Origin of the sequence: Serratia marcescens, from assembly GCF_006715005.1 — a bacterium.
Classification (GTDB): Bacteria; Pseudomonadota; Gammaproteobacteria; order Enterobacterales; family Enterobacteriaceae; genus Serratia; species Serratia montpellierensis.
Genome location: NZ_VFMJ01000001.1, coordinates 2,563,996 through 2,582,219 on the forward strand (window position 1 = coordinate 2,563,996; position 18,224 = coordinate 2,582,219).

Sequence of the window (18,224 nt, forward strand, 5' to 3'; positions counted from 1 at the left end):
AGGAACATACGATGAGCGTACTGAACATTCTTGAAGAAAAGCTGGCGGAAACCAAAAAACAGGGACGTTTTCGCGAGTTCCTCAACCTTGAACGCGGCGTGCAGGACAAACCCTGGGCCACCCACCACGGGCAGCAAGGCGAGCGCCGTCTCAACGTCTGGTGCTCGAACGACTATCTGGCGATGAGCCACCACCCCAAAGTACTGCTGGCCACCACCGACGCGGTTAACCGGGTCGGGCTGGGCACCTGCGGCGCCCGCAGCATTTCCGGCACCTCGGTCTACCACAGCGAGCTGGAAACGCTGCTGGCCAGCGCCTACGGCAAAGAGTCGGCGCTGCTGTTCACCACCGGTTTCGGCGCCAACGACGCCACCTTATCCACCCTGTGCGACGCCATTCCCGATCTGATCGTGTTCTCCGACGAGCTGAATCACGCCTCGATGATTTACGGTATCCGCTACAGCAAGGCAGAGAAAAAGATCTTCCGCCACAACGATGTGGCACACCTCGCCGAACTGCTGCAGGCCGCCGATCCGGCGCGGCCAAAGCTGATCGCTTTCGAGTCGCTGTATTCCATGGACGGTGACTTCGCTCCGCTGGCGCAGATCGTGGCGCTGGCGGAGCAGTATCAGGCGCTGACCTATCTCGACGAGATCCACTCCGCCGGCGTCTATGGCAAACGGGGGCTGGGCTACGCCGAACAGCTGGGCCTGCTGGATAAAATCACCATTATTCAGGGCGGGTTCGGCAAATCTTACGGTGCGGCGGGCGGTTATATCGCCGCGCCCCGCTCGGTGGTGGAGGCGGTGCGCAGTTGGGCGCCGGCATTCGTCTTCAGCACCTCGTCACCGGCGCCGGTGGTGGCCGCCGCGCTGGCCAGTTTTAAATACAACCTCGAGCATGACACCCAGCGCAAGCATCTGCTGGCGATCGTCGATCACCTGAAAACTGGCCTGCGCGCCGCCGGCATCCCGCTGGTGTCGGCCGACAGCCATATCCTGCCGCTGCGGGTCGGCGATCCCCATCGCAACAAACACATCAGCCAAGTGCTGCTCGATGAGCATGACATCTACGTACAGCCGGTCAATGCACCAACGGTGCCCGCAGGCAGCGAGCGGCTGCGGGTGACGCCGACCTCGGCGCATTCCCATGCCGACGTGGAGACGTTCCTGGCGGCGCTGGGACGGGTCTGGGCAGCGAACGATCTGCGGAGGGCGGGATGAAGTTAGCGGATTATAACGGCCATCTGGTCACGCTTTGTCTGATGGCGACCGGTACGTTCGCCATCGGCACCGACGCCTTTATCGTCGCCGGCGTGCTCAGCGACATTTCCGACACCTTTGCCGTCAGCCCCGCGCAAGCGGGGCAGTTGATATCGGTATTCGCGCTGGCTTATATGCTGTTCGCCCCCCTCACCGCCTGGCTGCTGGGTAACGTCAACCGCAAGCATATCCTGCAGTTGGCGCTGGTGCTGTTCATCGCCGGCAACCTGGCCTGCGCCTGGGCCACCAGCTACCTGCAGATCTCGTTTGGCAGAGTGCTGGCGGCATTGGGGGCGGCCTGTTACACGCCACAGGCCGCCGCCGCTGCGGTGGGGCTGGTGGCGGAAAAGCGTCGCGGCCTGGCCATTTCCATCGTCTATGGCGGTATGACGTTGGCTATTGCGCTCGGCATTCCGTTTGGTACCTTTCTCGCCAAACTGATCGGCTGGCGTGAAATCTTTCTGTTCATCGCCCTGCTGGGAGCGATTGCGCTGCTGGGCCTTTCGCTGGCGCTGCGCGCCATTGCGCCACCGGGCAAGCATTCGCTGAAAGAGCGGCTCGCTCCGCTGCGGCAAAAGGCGGTGCTGACTACGCTGCTGATCACCTTTTTTGCCGTTTGCTCGGAACACATCGTGTATAGCTACGTCAGCGTATTGCTGAAAAACACCCAGTTCGGCCCGCAGGCGATCCTGCCCCTCGCGCTGCTGGTGTTCGGCATTGGCGCGGTGATCGGCAATTTTGCCTCCGGCGCGCTAACCGATGCCTTCGGCAGCAAGTTCGTGCTGCTGTTTTCCGTGGCGATCCAGACGCTGTCCCTGTTCCTGCTGGCCTTTTACGTCACCTCACCCTGGTGGGTGCTGGCCATCTTTCTGGTCTGGGGCATCACCGGTTGGATGTACCTGGTGCCGATCCAACATCACTTGTTGTCGCTGTCGAAACGCTTTGGCGCGCTGACAGTGTCGCTCAACAGCTCGGTGCTGTACGCCGGCATCGCGGCCGGCGGCATGCTGGGCGGCCTGTCGCTCTATGCGTTGCCGGCCCATTACCTGCCGCTGTTTTCGCTGCCGCTCGGCGCCATCGCCCTGCTGCTGACGCTGCTGTTTTTCCGGGGAGAGGCCAACAATGAGTGACGCCCTCCCGGTGCTTTATGAGCGCCACGGCGAGCAGGTTGCGGTCATCACCCTCAATCGGCCGGAAAAAAAGAACGCCATCAACCTGCAGATGGCCGAGCTGATCCGCACCTACCTGCGACAGGCGGATAACGATGACTCGGTGCGCGCGATCGTCCTGGCGGGCCAACCGGCGGTATTTTCCGCCGGTATGGATATCAACGCCTTTCGTCAGGGCGAACTGCCGATCGTCACGCCGGAGGGGTTTGGCGGGCTGATCCATGCACAGATCGCCAAGGTGATCATCGCCGCCGTTGATGGCATCGCGTACGGGGGCGGATTTGAGCTGGCGCTGGCGTGCGATCTGATCGTCGCCGGCCAGGGCGCACGCTTCAGCTTCCCCGAAACCGGGCTCGGATTGGTCGCCGCGCAAGGCGGATGCGCGCGCTTGCCGGCGCGGATTTCTCCCTATGTCGCGCTCGACTGGCTGCTGACCGGCAGAACCGTCGATGCGCAGGAGGCGCTGTCACACGGCGCCATTTCCCGCATCAGCGCGGGATCGGCCCGGGAAGAAGCACTGCGCATCGCCGAACAGATCGCCGGAAAAGACCTTGCTGCCAGCCAAGCGGTTAAGGCCATCGTGCGCCAGGGGCTGGCACGGCAAGAAGCCCCCTCATTCGATTTTCAACAAGGCCCGGTCGAGCGCCTTCGTCAGGCTGCCGCCCGCCGATAATCCCCCTGCCGGTTCGCCTGAACCGGCATTTCCGCTTTTCCGCCACAGCTCATTTTACGCAGCCCGCCTCTCGGCGCTGGGCTACACTGCCGGTAGCCCTAATGCGCTGATAAGGAAAAATAATGCGCCCTTTGCCTCTGCAGACCCCCAGACTGATCCTGCGCCCATTCACGGCCAGCGATCTGTCCCACTTTACCGCCTACCGAAACCACCCAGACGTGGCGCGCTATCAAAGCTGGAGCGACTACAGCGCCGCCGATGCGCAGGCCTTTTTCGAACAGCAACGGCAGCTCGCGTTCAACCGTGATGACAGCTGGTTTCAACTGGCGGTCGAGCGCCGTGAGGACGGTGCGTTGCTGGGCGATGTCGCGGTGCATTTCTTCGATGAGGGGCGTCAGGCTGAACTGGGCGTGACTTTCGATCCCGCTCATCAGCGACAGGGACAGGCACGCGAGGCGCTGATCGCCGTCATCGCCTTGCTGTTCGGGCCGCTGGCGAAACACCGCATTACCGCGGTGGTGGACGCGCGTAATCTTCGCGCCGCCGCGCTGTTTGGCAAGCTGGGCTTTCGTCGTGAGGCCTGCTGGCGGCAAAACGTGTTTTTCAAAGGCGCATGGGGCGACGAATTCGGTTTCGCCTTGCTGCAAAGCGAATGGCGGGAGAATGAAAAACATGGCGCTGTTGAATAAATACCTTGGGCAATACCAGTTCTCGGAACGGCATGCGATCGCCATCGCCGCACCGCAGGCTCGGATCCTGGCGGCCGTGGCCGCTTACGATCCCAAACACGATCGCTTCTTCCGCAGCATGATAGCGCTGCGCGAATTGCCCGCGCGACTGATGCCACGCGATAAGCCCGGCCAGCCGCCGTTTGGCCTGCATAACTTTTGCCTGCTTGAGCAAGATGACAACGCGTTGGTCTATGGCCTGATCGGCCGATTTTGGCAGGCTGAATACGGTCTGGAGCAGGTCGCTGACGGGGCGGGCTTTCTGGCCTTCGCTCAGCCCGGCGTCGCCAAACTCGCGCTGGGCTATGTTGTGAGTCCTCTCGAGGGCGGGCGCTGTCGTCTGGTGACGGAAACGCGCATCTTTTGCCCCGACGACGCCAGCCGGCGGCGGTTTATTCCCTATTGGTATACTATTCGCCTGGTGAGCGGGTTGATACGGCGCCGTATGTTGCACGCCATCAAAACCGCCAGCGAAGCCCCCACCTAATACATTCATTTAGTGAATGCGTTTAGGAGCATTCTCAGAGCATGCCTCAAGCAATAAGGTTATTTATTAACCATTACAAGATGCATTGAGAAGCCATTAGCCCCGCCCCCCTGCGGGGCTTTTTTCATCTAGTCAGCGTTCAAACCGGGAAATACCTGCATAAACAGGAAGGTACAAGGCTTGCGCTGATAGTGGTTGATCTGCGGCACCAGCCGGGTGAAATGCTCGGTCTGACAATGCACATCCAGGGCGGCGCGATCCGGCCAGCTTTCGATAAAAATAAAATGCCCGGGGTCCTGCTGGTCGATGCACAGTTCATAACTGATGCACAGCGGCTCTTGACGGGTTTTCTCCACCAGCTCGCGATACCATGGCATAACGGTTTCAATGTGTTCCGGGTGAATAAAATCTTCAGCGATGACCTTCAGCATGTTGCGCTCCTGCATTCTGTTTTGCCGTGCCTCACCTTATCGTCCTCCCTCCCGAGATGAAAGCGTCACTCTCGCGGTCTATCACCGGACTCTCAATTCGGTGATAGCGCACACAGATCTCGATCAAAGCGCTTGAACGCGCCATAGCCCTGTGTGAACTTTCGATTAACAAAAAAGCAACACACCATTCACCATGGTGATGTCTGCACTCACCTGCCGACCCGATACGCGGCGTTTTTTTTCACCTTTAAAGGCCTGACCATTAGTCCTTTAGACCTTTAAAGGTCCCGAAGAAAAACCGTAGTTACCGTCGTGTTGAGGACAACGGCATCAGGACGGTCCTGTGACCGACGCTTGTCATTCTCAGAAGAGAGGTTAACGCCAGTGAATCACGCCACCTATGCCGCTCCTGCGCTCAACGCCGCCATTCGCAAAACCTGGCGCAGACTGGTGCCATTGATGTTCGCCATGTACTTTGTCGCGTTTATCGACAGGGTTAACGTCGGCTTTGCCAAGGACGCGATGGCCATCGATATCGCGCTGTCCCAATCCGCTTTTGCGCTCGGCGCCGGGATATTTTTTGCCGCCTATGCACTATTCGGCATCCCGGCCAACCTGCTGATGAACCGCTGGGGTGCCAAACGCTGGCTCAGCGCCACCACCGCACTGTGGGGGATGCTGTCGGCCTGCACCGGGCTGGTGACCAACGAACAGCAGTTTATCGCCCTGCGGTTTCTGCTGGGGATCGCCGAAGCCGGGTTTTACCCCGGCATCCTGCTGCTGGCGTCGATCTATTTTCCCAATAAGGTGCGCGCCTCGGTCATTGGCATTTTCGTGCTCGGCGTGCCGGCGGCCCTGACGCTCGGCTCCCCGCTGTCGGGGGCATTGCTGGAGATGCACGGCGTGCTGGGTAAACCCGGTTGGTTCTGGATGTTCGTGCTGGAAGGGTTGCCGGCCGTCGCCCTCGGCGTCTTCGCCTTTTTCTATCTCGACGATAGCCCGCAGCAAGCCCGCTTTCTGACTGAGGAAGAACGCACGGCACTGGTCGCACAGTTGGCCACCGAACAGCAGCAGACCGAAACCAGCAGCGTCAAAGCGGCGATGAGAAGCGGCAAAGTTTGGCATCTGGCGTTGATCTACGGCACCTTGCAGATCGGCGTGTACGGCCTGATGTTTTTCCTGCCGTCGCAGGTCGCCTCGTTGATGGGCACCCATCTTGGTTTCAAAGCCTCGCTGGTGGCCGCCATTCCCTGGGCATTCTCCGCGTTGGGCGTCTATTTCCTGCCGCGCTATGCCGACAAAAAAACCACCAGAAGATTACCGATCGCTATCGGCTGCATGATCGCGGCAGCGCTGGGATTGGTGGTTTCTTCCTATGCCGGCCCTTTGCTCGCTATCGCCGCACTGAGCTGTTGCGCAGTCAGTTTCCTGGCGGTACAGCCCATTTTCTGGACGTTTCCCGCGCAGCTGCTTACCGGCCCGGCGCTGGCGGCCGGCATCGGCTTTTGCACCACGCTCGGTGCCGCATTCAGCTTTTTAGCTCCGCTTATCCGCACCGAGGCGGAACAGCGTTTTCACAGCCCGCATGCCGGGCCGCTGGTACTGGCCGCCTTTTCGCTGCTGTGCGCGGCGCTGTTGTGGGCGCTCAGAAACCGGCGCACCGACGTGAGCAAGCAAGACGCAAAGATTACCGGATAGCGGCGCATTATTTAGTCATTATTGAACCTGCGGGTGGGACACTGGCATTCAGCCCCCTCACCCACAGGTGTTAAATGGATGAATTGACGCACATTATCGCTAAATACAGCCCGGAACCGGAGATGTTGCTGCTGCTGATTTTCCTGTTCGCGCTGGGAAAATCCGTGATCGTGGTGTCTTCCGTCCTACCGCCCGCCTCGGTGACGCTGCTGATGGGCATTCTTGCGGGCAAACATGCGCTGCCCCTCGGCGCGATTTGGGCGGCCATCACCTTCGGCGCCGCGTTGGGATCAATCGTGTCGTTCCACTGTGGCGCATTGCTATGCCGCCGCGATCTGGGTCGCCGGCTGCCGGCACGCTTTCACGCCCCGCTGCGCAACGCGCAACACGCCTTGCAAAAGCGCGGGCTGCCGCTGCTGTTCGCCTCGCGTTTCCTGGCAGTGATGCGTTACACCGTGCCGCTGATGGCCGGCATGCTGCAACTGCCGACGCGACACGTTTATGCCACCGCCGCGCTTTCAGCCGCCGTTTGGGCACTGCTCTTGATGTCGGCCGCGCATTTATTCCCCGTATCTTGACCTGAAAGATTCTTGGGCAAATGACCCGTCCCTACGCCGACGTTGCGCCAGCGCACAGCCTCCCTTGCCGTATAAACTCCGGTGCAACATCGCAGTTTGCGCCAGATCACCTTTCTGAACATCAGTCGAAAAATGCGAATTTTTTTGCAGAATGCGCGCTTAAAACGGCGCCATGAGGGAACAAGCAGAGAAAAGTCTGTGCGTAACACGCTGATTTGGTTGGTGGGTCGTACAGGGTTCGAACCTGTGACCAATTGATTAAGAGTCAACTGCTCTACCGACTGAGCTAACGACCCAACGCGATAAATTGTCCTCCTCGCCAGTGCCGCTGTCAAACGCTTCCACTCATTACTTTTTCTCATGCGATTTTTACAACCCTTTGTTTAATCAACGAGATAAGTCGCATAAGGTCTGTTAATCCCTCCCTTTGAAGAGTAATCTTCCGCTCCCTGAACGTCCGATTTGCCTCCTCCGTGTAAAGATTGATCGACTTTTATCCCACGTATAAATGTTGTAAACATGTTGCACAAAGGTGGCGTTATTGCACTACCTTACTAAAGCCGGACCAACCGGATAAATGTATAAAAAAGAGCCACTTCAGAGCTCACGACTTCACTAATGACAGGTAAAACAGGACATCATCAGATGGTAGATCACTCTAAAATAGCGACTGACGCGACGCCCGCCTCAGAAGATCATCTACGGCGAAACCTCACTAACCGACATATTCAACTGATCGCCATCGGCGGCGCCATCGGCACCGGTCTGTTTATGGGCTCCGGTAAAACCATCAGCCTGGCCGGCCCGTCGATCATCTTCGTGTACATGATCATCGGCTTTATGCTGTTCTTCGTGATGCGCGCCATGGGCGAGCTGCTGCTGTCCAACCTGGAATACAAATCGTTCAGCGATTTCGCCGCGGATCTGCTCGGCCCGTGGGCCGGTTTCTTCACCGGTTGGACCTACTGGTTCTGCTGGGTGGTCACCGGCATCGCCGACGTCGTGGCGATCACCGCCTATGCCCAGTTCTGGTTCCCCGGGCTGTCGCAATGGATCGCTTCACTGCTGTGCGTGCTGTTGCTGCTCGGCCTTAATCTGGCGACGGTGAAGATGTTCGGCGAAATGGAGTTTTGGTTTGCGATGATCAAAATCGTCGCCATCGTCGGGCTGATCGTCGCCGGGCTGGTGATGATCGCCATGCAGTTCCAGTCGCCGACCGGCACCGTGGCCTCATTCACCCATCTGTGGAATGACGGCGGCATGTTCCCGAAAGGCATCAGCGGTTTCTTCGCCGGCTTCCAGATCGCGGTATTCGCCTTCGTCGGCATTGAGCTGGTGGGCACCACCGCCGCAGAAACCAAGGATCCGGAGAAGTCGCTGCCGCGCGCCATCAACTCGATTCCGATCCGCATCATCATGTTCTACGTGTTCGCCCTGATCGTCATTATGTCGGTGACGCCGTGGAACTCCGTGGTGGCGGACAAGAGCCCGTTCGTGGAACTGTTCGTGCTGATCGGCCTGCCGGCCGCGGCCAGCGTGATCAACTTCGTGGTGCTGACCTCCGCCGCCTCTTCCGCCAACAGCGGCGTGTTCTCCACCAGCCGTATGCTGTTCGGGCTGGCGCAGGAAGGCGACGCGCCAAAATCGTTCGCCAATCTGTCCAAGCGCGCGGTGCCGGCCAACGGCCTCACCTTCTCCTGCATCTGCCTGCTAGGTGGCGTGGTGCTGATTTACCTGATCCCGAATGTGATGACCGTCTTCACCCTGGTGACCACCGTGTCGGCGATTCTGTTCATGTTCGTCTGGACCATCATCCTGTGCTCGTACCTGGTCTACCGTAAACAGCGTCCGGCGCTGCACCAGAAATCAATCTACAAGATGCCGGCCGGCAAACTGATGTGCTGGGTGTGCATGGCGTTCTTCGTGTTCGTGCTGGTGCTGCTGTCGCTGCGCGAAGATACCCGCCAGGCGCTGATCGTCACCCCGCTGTGGTTCATCGTGCTCGGCCTGTCTTACGTGTTCCTGCGCAAGAAGAAAACAGCATGATGCAAAAAGGGGCGGATATCTCCGCCCCTTTCTTCTTTCTAAGCCCCTGCGCTAATCCGCTTCCGTCGCCACCGCCGCTTTATCCTTGCGCCGCACGCGCAGCTCGCTGACCACCACCCCAATCACGATCAACGCGCCCCCCAATAACGCCACGCCCGGCAAACGCTCGCCGGCCAACCGCCCGACGATGCCGGCCCAGACCGGTTCGCCGGCGTAAATCACCGTGGCCCGCGTCGGCGAAACGCTGCGCTGCGCCCAGTTCATGGTCAGCTGAATCAAGGCGCTGGCCAGCCCTAGCCCAATGGCGCTGTACAGCAGATAATCCGAGTACGGCGGCGGTGACTCGCCGGTCGGCGCCATCATTAAAAATGAGGTCAGCGAGGCGGTCGCCAGCTGCACGATGGTCACCCGGCGGATATTCACCTTACCGGCGAAGGCGCCGATCAGAATGATCTCTGCCGCCATCCCCAGGGTACCGGCCAGCGTCAGAATTTCGCCGAGGCTCAGCGTCATGTCGGTGCTGCTCGGCGCCGCCAGCAGCATCAGGCCGGTAAAGGCCAACAGAATGCCGATCCACGACATGATGCCGGGGAACCGCCCCAGCACCAGCCACTGCAACAGTGGCACGATCGGCACGTACATGGCGGTGATAAACGCCGATTGGCTGCTGGTAATCGTCTGCAGGCCGACGGTTTGCATGCTGTAACCAAACATAATCGCCAGCCCAATCAGCCCGCCCGCCTTCAGTTCATACAGGGTCAGGCCGCGCAGGACGCGCAGCGAAAACAGGGTCAGCGCCAGCGTGGCGGTGGCGAAACGCAGGCCGACGAAAAAGAACGGCCCGCTGACCTGCATCGCGTGATGCACCGCCAAAAAGGTGCCGCCCCAGATCATGGTGATGAAAATCAACACCGCTTCCGGCAGCCTGATTTGCGGAACCACGGCGGAAATAAAGGATTTTTTTGCTGCTGACACCGGCTTGCCCTTCCTGCTGAGTGCAATATAATGCACAGATCCTGCCAGTATGAGATAAAGTCCGGCGATGAGCAATACGGCGCATAACGCAAAAACCGATCCCCCCAAGGTGCTGCAGTACCTGAGCAGCAATCTGCGCGGCTACCGCCAACAGGCGGGCCTGAGCCAGATGGCGCTGGCCGAGCTTTCCGGCGTCAGCCGCCGCATGCTGGCGGGCATCGAGGCCGGCGATCGCAACGTCAGCCTGGCGGTGCTCGACAAGATCGCCGCCGCCCTGGCGATTTCCTTCACCGATCTGATCCAGGCGCCGGAGGCGCGCGGCAGCCATATGGTCGGGGAATTGGCCTGGCAAGGCGCGCAGCCGGGCAGCCAGGCGCTGTTCGCCGCCAGCGTGCCGGCGCGGCAGCGGGCTGAGCTGTGGGAATGGACGCTGATGCCGGGCGAGCGCTATGACTCTGCGCCGGACGCCGAAGGCTGGAGCGAAATGATCTACGTGATTGCCGGTACCCTGACGCTGGAGCTGGAACAAGATACGCTGACGCTCAGCGCCGGCGCCGCGCAAACCTTCAACAGCGATCAACGCTACGCTTACGCCAACCACGGCGACCTGCCCCTGCGTTTTATCCGCAACGTCGCCTTCTGACCGCCCGCCGGCCCGCACCGGCGGCGGATGTCGTGTCGCTGTCGTGCCGCTGTCGTGGCGCCGCTACCTCGCTCGCCCTACACTGAATGACAGTGACAGCGAACTCAGGAGTGCACCATGCAAAAGTACCGCATCAGGCCATTACGTCTGGAAAAAGGCTGGTCGCAGGAGCAGCTGGCGACGATCGCCGGCCTCAGCACCCGCACCGTCCAGCGGATTGAAAACGGTGAACAGGCCAGCCTGGAAACCTTGACCGCGATCGCTGCCGCGCTGGGCGTGCAGGTCAGCGATCTCAATGCGCAGCCGCAACAGGCAATGGAGGAAGAGACGCCTGACGAACAGCGCCTTCGTCGCCAGGTCGCGGCAGAAGGCAAACTGCTGAGCATGGCGGTGCGTTTCGCCGTGATTGGCGTGATGTTGTTCGTCATCAACTGGTTTACCCACCCGCAATATCTCTGGTCGCTGTGGGCGATCGGCGGCATGAGTCTCGCGCTGGTCATGCGGGCGGTGCGTACCCTGCTGCTGCGCAATGTCTTCAGCCGCTGGCAGGAACAGCGGCTGGCGCAAAAACTCAGGCGTCTGCCGTGAGCCTCAACCACTCGGCCAGCCGGGCCAGCGCGCTGCCCGGCACGATCGCCTGCGGCGACAGCAGGTAATAACCGCTGCCGTCAGGCGTAAAGCCAAAGGGTGCGCTCAACAAGCCGGCGGCCAGATCGTCTCGCACTTGCAGCCACGGGCCCATCGCGATGCCAAGACCGGCGACCGCCGCCTGCAGGCTGAAATAGAAATGATCAAAGCGCTGCTCTGTATGCCCCACCAAGGCCATCCCCTGTTGCTGCGCCCAATGCCACCAGGCATCCGGCCGGGTGGCGGCATGCAGCAGCTTCGCGCCGGGCCGCAAACTCCGCAGGCTGCCCTCAGCGATCGTCATCCTTGCCATTGCCGCAGGTTGGCACACCGGCCCAACCTTTTCACTGAACAGCGCCAGGCTATGCACCTGCTTTCCCCAATCGAAGTCATTGCGCCTGATCGCCGCCGTTATGCCGTCATGGAACGAAAACGGCCCGCCGCCGGCCACCAGCTGTAAGTTGATATCCGGGTGCGCCTGTTGAAAAGCCGGCAGGCGCGGGATCAGCCAACGCATCAATAAGGTCGGTTCACAAGACAAGACCAGCGGCGCGTCGAGCGCCTGCTGACGCAGTTCCAGCGCGGTATGATCCAGAATGCCGAAGGCCTGCTGCGTCGCCTGAAACAGCTTGCGCCCCGCCGCCGTGAGCAGAACTCGCCGATGACGGCGCTCAAACAACGCCACGCCCAGTTCCTCCTCCAACGTCCGCACCGCCCGGCTGACGGCGCCATGCGTCAAATTCAGCCCCTGTGCCGCCTGCGTAAAACTTTCCAGCCGCGCAGCGGCCTCGAAGCAGCGCAGCCCGCCCAGTGGCAACGGCCTGCCGGTTTTGCGTGAGTTTTTCTCACCGATATTGTCACTATTCATCGTTTGTCACCGAGAAAAATTACTCTTATAAATCAGTCACTCTATTGATAAACATCGCAAGGATTACTATGACTGAACTCATCGCTGTCGTCACCATTACTTTACTCGCCGTGATAAGCCCGGGGCCAGACTTCGCCATGGTCTCGCGCAATAGCCTGCTGCTCTCACGCCGCGCCGGCATCTTGACCGCCTGCGGCATCGGCGCCGGCGTACTGGTCCATGTCAGCTATACGCTGATTGGCGTCGGCGTGTTGATTCAACAGTCGCCCTGGTTGTTTAACCTGCTCAAAGGCATCGGCGCCGCTTATCTGATCTATCTCGGCTTTACGTTGCTGCGCAACGCGGTGCACCAGGACGCCGCGCCCAGCACCGCGCCGGCCGCCATCAGCGATTTCGGCGCACTGAAAACCGGCTTTTTCACCAACGCGTTAAACCCGAAAACCACCATTTTCATCGTCAGCCTATTCATGCAGGTCGTCTCTCCACACACCCCGCTCGGTGTACAAATCGGCTATGGCCTCTTTATTGCCGCCGTCCATGTGTTCTGGTTCGCTGCCGTTGCGCTGCTGTTTTCCGCGCCTGGCGTCAATGCGCGCTTTTTGCGCTTGCGCCGCGGCATAGACCGCACCTTTGGCGGGTTGCTGATCGCCTTTGGCGCCTTGCTGGCGATCGCCGGCATCAAGTAACGCCGCGACGCCAAGTTCGTCATTCGCTTCTATGCTTATCAAGGGTTTTTGTGAATCATCTGAGCGGGAGTACGGAACATGACGAAAGTGTTGGTGCTTTATTACTCAATGTACGGCCATATCGAACACCTGGCGCAGGCGGTGGCCGAAGGCGCGAATCGGGTTAACGGCGTGGATGTGACGATTAAACGCGTGCCGGAAACCATGACGCCGGAGGCCTTTGCCAAAGCCGGAGGCAAACAACATCAGCAGGCGCCGGTCGCCAGCCCGCAGGAACTGGCGGACTATGACGGCATTATCTTCGGCACACCGACCCGCTTCGGCAATATGGCCGGGCAGATGCGCACCTTCCTCGATCAGACCGGCGGCCTGTGGGCTTCCGGCGCGTTGTACGGCAAGGTTGGCAGCGTCTTCTCCTCCACCGGCACCGGCGGCGGACAGGAACATACCATCAGCTCGACCTGGACTACGCTGGCGCACCACGGTTTCATCATCGTGCCGATCGGCTATGCCACGCAGGAACTGTTTGACGTTTCGCAGGTGCGCGGCGGCACCCCGTATGGCGCCACCACCATCGCCGGCGCCGACGGCTCGCGGCAGCCGAGTAACGAAGAGCTGACCATTGCCCGCTACCAGGGCGAACACGTGGCAAAAATCACCGCCAAGCTGAAAAGTTAAGCACCCTCCTGTACCTGTGATTCAAAGGGCCGCGCATTCGCACGGCCCCATCTTGTTGCCAACCCGCCGCAAGGTTAGAATGCCCCTCCCCCGGCCATTCAGCGTCTGAAGGCCAGGCCCGAATTCGTTCTGCCCGTCGCTCATCCGCTTTCAGCCCGAGGACGGGCGTTCTGTTTTTTGCGCACAGCGAAGGGAATAAGTCAGTGTCTAAAGATTTTGATGAACTAATAAGAGACATGGATCTTATTATTGAAAATGTAGACAGCTTCAAGGCTCTGGCTCCGCGCGCGCCCGAGCCGGCTCCGGCCCCGCCGCCGCCGGTTCATCACTACGACTCGTTCTGCGAGAACATCGCGCTGAAAGTGGTATTGAAGGTGCTGCTGTCTTCGGTGGACAAGATAGTCAAAGTGCAGATCGCCAACAAGGTCGAGCAAGAGATCGCCCAGATCGAACAACAGGTGGTGCGCGCCGGCGGCGGCCCGGTGTCGCCGGACGATCTGGCGCAAATGACGCACTATGTGCGCCGCACGGTCAACGACCTGCTGGAATAACCCCCTTTGAAACGGCGTCTGTTGGACGCCGTTTTCATTTCTGCCGTATTTCACGTACGGCTTGGCTGTACCATGACTGACACATTCACAATATGAATATGTTGCATTGTTGTATTCGTTTCACTGCGATAAGTTTAATTCACTGTAAATATATACAGTATTTTTTAACTTATTGAGGATATGAATATGCGCTTTAACAACAAGATGTTGGCCCTGGCCGCCCTGCTGTTCGCCGCTCAGGCGTCGGCCGACACGCTCGAATCCATCGACAACTGCGCGGTCGGCTGCCCGACCGGCGGCAGCAGCAACGTGTCTATCGTGCGTCATGCTTATACGTTGAACAACAACAGCACCACCAAGTTCGCCAACTGGGTGGCCTATCACATCACCAAAGACACGCCGGCCAGTGGCAAGACGCGCAACTGGAAAACCGATCCGGCGCTCAACCCGGCGGACACGTTAGCGCCCGCCGATTACACCGGCGCCAATGCGGCGCTGAAGGTCGATCGCGGTCATCAGGCGCCGCTGGCTTCGCTGGCGGGCGTTTCCGACTGGGAATCGCTGAACTACCTGTCCAACATCACGCCGCAAAAGTCCGATCTTAACCAGGGCGCCTGGGCGCGGCTGGAAGATCAGGAACGCAAGCTGATCGATCGCGCCGATATCTCCTCGGTCTATACCGTGACCGGGCCGCTGTATGAACGCGATATGGGCAAACTGCCGGGCACCCAGAAAGCGCACACCATCCCCAGCGCCTACTGGAAGGTGATTTTCATCAACAACAGCCCGGCGGTGAACCACTATGCCGCCTTCCTGTTCGATCAGAACACGCCGAAGGGCGCCGATTTCTGCCAGTTCCGCGTGACGGTGGACGAGATCGAGAAGCGTACCGGCCTGATCATCTGGGCCGGTCTGCCGGACGACGTGCAGGCTTCGCTGAAGAGCAAGCCCGGCGTCCTGCCGGAGTTGATGGGCTGCAAAAACTGACGAAAAAACCCGCCGAGGCGGGTTTATTTTTCATACGGGCGCCGGCGGTTTATTCCGTCAGCGCCTTTTGCGCGGCGGCCAACTCACGCTGCCGGGGCGACGCCACCGCATGATCGCGCGCCAACAGCGTGTACACCGTCGGCAGCACGAACAGGGTAAACAGCGTGCCCACCAACATGCCGGACACGATCACCAGCCCCAGCCCGAAGCGGCTGGCGGCACCGGCGCCGCTGGCGAACAGCAGCGGGATCAAGCCGAACACCATCGCCCCGGTGGTCATCAGCACCGGCCGCAGACGAATTTGCGCCGCCTGCAAAATCGCGGCGCGCCGCGTCAGCCCCTGATGCATCTGCAGTTCGTTGGCGAACTCCACCATCAAAATACCGTGCTTGCTAATCAGCCCGATCAGGGTCACCAGCCCAACCTGGGTATAGATATTCATCGTGGCGTAACCCAGCGCCAGCGGCAATAAGGCGCCGCAGATCGACAACGGCACGGTGATGAGGATGATCAGCGGATCCTTCAGGCTCTCATACTGCGCCGCCAGTACCAGGTAGATGATCACCAACGCCGCCAGGAACGCGAATGCCAGCGCGCTGCCTTCCTGGGTATATTGGCGCGAATCCCCCTGCCAGTCGTGGCTAAAGTCGGCCGGCAGCGCATTGGCCTGCCGTTCGAGGAAGGCTACCGCTTCGCCCATCGAAACGCCGGGGGCGGGAATGGCCTGCAGGGTGGCGGCGTTCTGCTGGTTAAACTGGGTCAGCTTGTTCGGCTCGACCTTAACGGCCACCGATACCACGGTGGAGAGCGGTACCAGCGTATTGTCCTGCGTGCGGACGTACTGCCGCGCCAGCGTCTGCGGCGTCAGCCGCTGTTCGCGCAGGCTCTGTGGGATCACGTCATAGGCGCGCCCGTCCATGCCGAAGCGATTGAGGTAGTTCTCCCCCACCAGCACCGCCAGCGATTCGCCGATGTCGCTCATGCGGATCCCCAGACTGTTGGCCTTGGCACGATCGATATGCACCTCCGCCAGCGGGTTGTTGTAGTCCAGATCGCTGTCCACCACCATAAACAGGCCGCTGTTTCTGGCGTTCTGCTTCATCTCTTCCAGGGTGCGGTACAGCTGCGGGTAGTCCTGCGGCGTACGCAGCACCATCTGCACCGGCAGCCCTCCGGTGGAGCCTGGCAACGCGGGCAGTTGGAAGGCGAAAATGCTGGTACCTTCGACGTCGTTCACCGCCCGCTGCAGATCGGCCTGCACCGCCGACGCAGAGCGCTGGCGCGCCTGCCACAGCGTCAGGTTGATGCCGCCAATGCCGGACGCCGTGCCGTCGCTGCCGTTGATGATCCAGCGGCTTTCGGTTTCCGGCATGCGGTTGTAGACCTCATCCAGCTTGTAGGCGAAGCGTTCGACATAGTTCAGGTTGGCGTGCTGCGGCGCCTTGATGGCGGTCAGTACGATGGCCTGATCCTCGGTCGGCGCCAGCTCGCGCTGCGGCATCAGGTACAACAGCGGCAGGCTGATCATCACCAGCAGCGCCAGTGTCCCAGTCAACCAACGGTGGTGCAGCGAGAAATCCAGCGCGCGAGCATAGCGCCGCGTCAGGCCGCCGAAGAACCACTCGGCGGCGTGCGCCACGCGCCCTTCGCTCTGTTTGGCCGGCAGCAGGAGCGAGCTCATCACCGGCGACAACGTCAGCGCCACCACGCCGGACACCACCACCGCGCCGGCCAGCGTCAGCGCGAACTCGCGAAACAGCGCGCCGGTCAGCCCGCCCATCAGGCCGATCGGCGCGTAGACCGCCGCCAGCGTCAGGGTCATGGCGATCACCGGCCCCGCCACTTCGCGCGCGCCGATCATCGCCGCCGCCAGCGGCGTTTTCCCCTCTTCGATATGGCGATGCACGTTCTCCACCACCACGATGGCGTCGTCCACCACCAGACCGATCGCCAAAACCATCGCCAGCAGCGTCAGCAAATTGACGCTGAAGCCGAAGGCCAGCATCAGCCCGGCGGCGCCAAGGATCGACAGCGGAATGGTCACCACCGGGATCAGCACGGTGCGCAGCGATCCCAGACACAGGTAGATCACCGCCACCACGATCGCCAGCGCTTCGAGCAGGGTATGCACCACTTCATCGATCGAGGCCTGGATAAAGCGTGCGGTTTCGAACGCCAGCGCCATCTTCACGCCCGGCGGCTGCATCTTGTCAATTGCCGGCATCAGGTGACGAATGCCGTCGACGATCACCAGCGGGTTGCCGGTCGGCGTGGGGAAGACGCCGAGAAACACCGCCGGTTCGCCATCCATCAGCGCGCTGGTTTCCGTGGCTGCGGCGCCCAGCTCCACGGTGCCGACGTCTTTCAGGCGCACCAGGCCGTTGCCGTCGTTGCGCACCACCAGATTGCGGAACTCCTCCACGCTGGTGAGATCGGTATTCACCCGCACGTTGGCAACCACATACTGCCCTTTCACCTTGCCCGGCGCCGCCTGGTAGTTGTTGCGCCGCACCGCGTCGGCCACGTCGGCGGCGGTCAGGCCGCGGCCGGCCAGCCGATCGCTGTCCAGCCACAGGCGCATCGCCATTTTTTGCCCGCCGAACACTTCCACCTTGGCGACGCCGTCGATGGTGGTGAACATCGGCTCCACCACCCGCGTCAGGTATTCGCTCAGCGCCGGCGTGGACAGCGTTTTACTGGAGAAACCGACATAGGCCACGGCAGTAGCTTCACCGGCGGAGCGCTCAATCACCGGATCGTAAGCCTGCTCCGGCAGCTTGTAGCGCACCTGGTTGACCTTGGCCATCACTTCGGTCAGCGCCTGGGTGGAATCGCGGTTCAGCGCCATGCGCACCGTCACCACGCTGCGCCCCTGCACCGACGAGGAAGAAAGGTAGTCAACGCCCTCGACGGACGACACCGCCTGGGCGATCGGCTGCGTGACAAAGCCCTGCATCAGCTCGGACGACGCGCCGGGATAGTCGGTGCTGATGGTAATGGTGGAGTTTTCCAGCAACGGGTATTGGCGGATCGGCAGTTTGCTGAGCGCCAGCGCGCCGAACAGCAGGATCAGGGTGCTGACCACCAACGCCAGCACCGGCCGGCGCACGAACAGATCGGTAAATGTCATCGGTCTC

The 18,224-nt window shown here is 60.7% G+C and carries 18 protein-coding genes and 1 tRNA gene; 14 read left to right on the plus strand and 5 right to left on the minus strand.

Annotated features, from left to right (window positions below; all coding sequences use genetic code 11):
- Window positions 1-11: 11 nt before the first annotated feature.
- The 5 genes from hemA (at window position 12) to FHU12_RS12435 (ending at window position 4,319) form a co-directional block, all read left to right on the plus strand.
- Window positions 12-1,223, plus strand: a complete 1,212-nt coding sequence (gene hemA / locus FHU12_RS12415; protein WP_141969648.1) for a 5-aminolevulinate synthase — start codon at window positions 12-14, stop codon at window positions 1,221-1,223.
- Window positions 1,220-2,392 (plus strand): MFS transporter, encoded by a 1,173-nt coding sequence (locus tag FHU12_RS12420; protein ID WP_141969650.1) that lies wholly within the window; start codon window positions 1,220-1,222, stop codon window positions 2,390-2,392. The genes hemA and FHU12_RS12420 overlap by 4 nt, the downstream gene beginning before the upstream one ends.
- Window positions 2,385-3,104, plus strand: coding sequence for an enoyl-CoA hydratase/isomerase family protein (locus tag FHU12_RS12425; protein WP_141969651.1), 720 nt, complete (start codon window positions 2,385-2,387; stop codon window positions 3,102-3,104). Before FHU12_RS12420 ends, FHU12_RS12425 begins: the two co-directional genes overlap by 8 nt.
- 122 nt (window positions 3,105-3,226) lie before the next feature.
- On the plus strand, window positions 3,227-3,793 hold the full coding sequence (locus FHU12_RS12430; protein ID WP_141969653.1) for a GNAT family N-acetyltransferase: 567 nt from the start codon (window positions 3,227-3,229) through the stop codon (window positions 3,791-3,793).
- Window positions 3,777-4,319 (plus strand): hypothetical protein, encoded by a 543-nt coding sequence (locus FHU12_RS12435; protein WP_141969655.1) that lies wholly within the window; start codon window positions 3,777-3,779, stop codon window positions 4,317-4,319. Before FHU12_RS12430 ends, FHU12_RS12435 begins: the two co-directional genes overlap by 17 nt.
- A gap of 128 nt (window positions 4,320-4,447) precedes the next feature.
- Here FHU12_RS12435 and FHU12_RS12440 read toward each other — a convergent pair whose 3' ends face one another.
- Window positions 4,448-4,750 carry a putative quinol monooxygenase gene (locus FHU12_RS12440; protein ID WP_141969657.1) on the minus strand — a complete coding sequence of 101 codons (303 nt, stop codon included), beginning with the start codon at window positions 4,748-4,750 and terminating at the stop codon, window positions 4,448-4,450.
- A 384-nt stretch (window positions 4,751-5,134) separates the two neighbouring features.
- Between FHU12_RS12440 and FHU12_RS12445 the strand changes: the two genes are divergently transcribed.
- Window positions 5,135-6,448, plus strand: a complete 1,314-nt coding sequence (locus FHU12_RS12445; RefSeq protein ID WP_141969659.1) for an MFS transporter — start codon at window positions 5,135-5,137, stop codon at window positions 6,446-6,448.
- A 74-nt stretch (window positions 6,449-6,522) separates the two neighbouring features.
- Window positions 6,523-7,026: a DedA family protein gene (locus FHU12_RS12450; RefSeq protein WP_141969662.1), complete on the plus strand. Its 504-nt coding sequence runs from the start codon at window positions 6,523-6,525 to the stop codon at window positions 7,024-7,026.
- 220 nt (window positions 7,027-7,246) lie between these two features.
- Here FHU12_RS12450 and FHU12_RS12455 read toward each other — a convergent pair.
- Window positions 7,247-7,322, minus strand: a tRNA-Lys gene (locus FHU12_RS12455).
- Window positions 7,323-7,671: 349 nt separating this feature from the next.
- Here FHU12_RS12455 and cycA point away from each other — a divergent pair.
- Window positions 7,672-9,072 carry a D-serine/D-alanine/glycine transporter gene (gene cycA, locus FHU12_RS12460; RefSeq protein WP_107227744.1) on the plus strand — a complete coding sequence of 467 codons (1,401 nt, stop codon included), beginning with the start codon at window positions 7,672-7,674 and terminating at the stop codon, window positions 9,070-9,072.
- A 51-nt stretch (window positions 9,073-9,123) separates the two neighbouring features.
- On the opposite strand, the gene FHU12_RS12465 is transcribed toward cycA, so the two are convergent.
- Window positions 9,124-10,047: a DMT family transporter gene (locus tag FHU12_RS12465; RefSeq protein WP_049201628.1), complete on the minus strand. Its 924-nt coding sequence runs from the start codon at window positions 10,045-10,047 to the stop codon at window positions 9,124-9,126.
- Between the two features lie 67 nt (window positions 10,048-10,114).
- On the opposite strand from FHU12_RS12465, the gene FHU12_RS12470 reads away from it, so the two are divergent.
- Entirely contained in the window at window positions 10,115-10,690 is a 576-nt protein-coding gene (locus FHU12_RS12470; protein ID WP_141969664.1) for a helix-turn-helix domain-containing protein, read from the plus strand.
- A 117-nt stretch (window positions 10,691-10,807) separates the two neighbouring features.
- Entirely contained in the window at window positions 10,808-11,278 is a 471-nt protein-coding gene (relB, locus tag FHU12_RS12475; RefSeq protein WP_141969666.1) for a type II toxin-antitoxin system RelB family anti-toxin, read from the plus strand.
- On the opposite strand, the gene FHU12_RS12480 is transcribed toward relB, so the two are convergent.
- Complete coding sequence (locus FHU12_RS12480; protein WP_141969668.1) at window positions 11,262-12,185, minus strand: LysR family transcriptional regulator; 924 nt, start codon at window positions 12,183-12,185, stop codon at window positions 11,262-11,264. The genes relB and FHU12_RS12480 overlap by 17 nt on opposite strands.
- Window positions 12,186-12,253: 68 nt before the next feature.
- Between FHU12_RS12480 and FHU12_RS12485 the strand changes: the two genes are divergently transcribed.
- The 4 genes from FHU12_RS12485 to FHU12_RS12500 all read left to right on the plus strand — a co-directional run bounded on the left by FHU12_RS12485 (window position 12,254) and on the right by FHU12_RS12500 (window position 15,087).
- The gene (locus FHU12_RS12485; RefSeq protein ID WP_141969670.1) at window positions 12,254-12,871 is read left to right on the plus strand and encodes a LysE family translocator; all 618 of its coding nucleotides are present in this window, start codon (window positions 12,254-12,256) and stop codon (window positions 12,869-12,871) included.
- Between the two features lie 78 nt (window positions 12,872-12,949).
- A complete protein-coding gene (gene wrbA / locus FHU12_RS12490; RefSeq protein ID WP_141969672.1) occupies window positions 12,950-13,549 on the plus strand; it encodes an NAD(P)H:quinone oxidoreductase in 600 nt (199 codons plus the stop codon).
- A gap of 236 nt (window positions 13,550-13,785) precedes the next feature.
- The gene (locus tag FHU12_RS12495) at window positions 13,786-14,100 is read left to right on the plus strand and encodes a hypothetical protein (RefSeq protein WP_016928271.1); all 315 of its coding nucleotides are present in this window, start codon (window positions 13,786-13,788) and stop codon (window positions 14,098-14,100) included.
- Window positions 14,101-14,286: 186 nt separating this feature from the next.
- The gene (locus FHU12_RS12500; RefSeq protein ID WP_015377376.1) at window positions 14,287-15,087 is read left to right on the plus strand and encodes a DNA/RNA non-specific endonuclease; all 801 of its coding nucleotides are present in this window, start codon (window positions 14,287-14,289) and stop codon (window positions 15,085-15,087) included.
- Window positions 15,088-15,136: 49 nt separating this feature from the next.
- Here FHU12_RS12500 and FHU12_RS12505 read toward each other — a convergent pair whose 3' ends face one another.
- Window positions 15,137-18,217, minus strand: coding sequence for a MexW/MexI family multidrug efflux RND transporter permease subunit (locus FHU12_RS12505; RefSeq protein ID WP_141969674.1), 3,081 nt, complete (start codon window positions 18,215-18,217; stop codon window positions 15,137-15,139).
- Window positions 18,218-18,224: the final 7 nt, after the last annotated feature.

Coding starts and splice junctions, on each gene's coding strand:
- hemA (WP_141969648.1), top strand. CDS start 12: ATGAGCGTACTGAACATTCTTGAAGAAAAGCTGGCGGAAACCAAAAAA.
- FHU12_RS12420 (WP_141969650.1), top strand. CDS start 1,220: ATGAAGTTAGCGGATTATAACGGCCATCTGGTCACGCTTTGTCTGATG.
- FHU12_RS12425 (WP_141969651.1), top strand. CDS start 2,385: ATGAGTGACGCCCTCCCGGTGCTTTATGAGCGCCACGGCGAGCAGGTT.
- FHU12_RS12430 (WP_141969653.1), top strand. CDS start 3,227: ATGCGCCCTTTGCCTCTGCAGACCCCCAGACTGATCCTGCGCCCATTC.
- FHU12_RS12435 (WP_141969655.1), top strand. CDS start 3,777: ATGGCGCTGTTGAATAAATACCTTGGGCAATACCAGTTCTCGGAACGG.
- FHU12_RS12440 (WP_141969657.1), bottom strand. CDS start 4,750: ATGCTGAAGGTCATCGCTGAAGATTTTATTCACCCGGAACACATTGAA.
- FHU12_RS12450 (WP_141969662.1), top strand. CDS start 6,523: ATGGATGAATTGACGCACATTATCGCTAAATACAGCCCGGAACCGGAG.
- cycA (WP_107227744.1), top strand. CDS start 7,672: ATGGTAGATCACTCTAAAATAGCGACTGACGCGACGCCCGCCTCAGAA.
- FHU12_RS12470 (WP_141969664.1), top strand. CDS start 10,115: ATGAGCAATACGGCGCATAACGCAAAAACCGATCCCCCCAAGGTGCTG.
- relB (WP_141969666.1), top strand. CDS start 10,808: ATGCAAAAGTACCGCATCAGGCCATTACGTCTGGAAAAAGGCTGGTCG.
- FHU12_RS12480 (WP_141969668.1), bottom strand. CDS start 12,185: ATGAATAGTGACAATATCGGTGAGAAAAACTCACGCAAAACCGGCAGG.
- FHU12_RS12485 (WP_141969670.1), top strand. CDS start 12,254: ATGACTGAACTCATCGCTGTCGTCACCATTACTTTACTCGCCGTGATA.
- wrbA (WP_141969672.1), top strand. CDS start 12,950: ATGACGAAAGTGTTGGTGCTTTATTACTCAATGTACGGCCATATCGAA.
- FHU12_RS12495 (WP_016928271.1), top strand. CDS start 13,786: ATGGATCTTATTATTGAAAATGTAGACAGCTTCAAGGCTCTGGCTCCG.
- FHU12_RS12500 (WP_015377376.1), top strand. CDS start 14,287: ATGCGCTTTAACAACAAGATGTTGGCCCTGGCCGCCCTGCTGTTCGCC.
- FHU12_RS12505 (WP_141969674.1), bottom strand. CDS start 18,217: ATGACATTTACCGATCTGTTCGTGCGCCGGCCGGTGCTGGCGTTGGTG.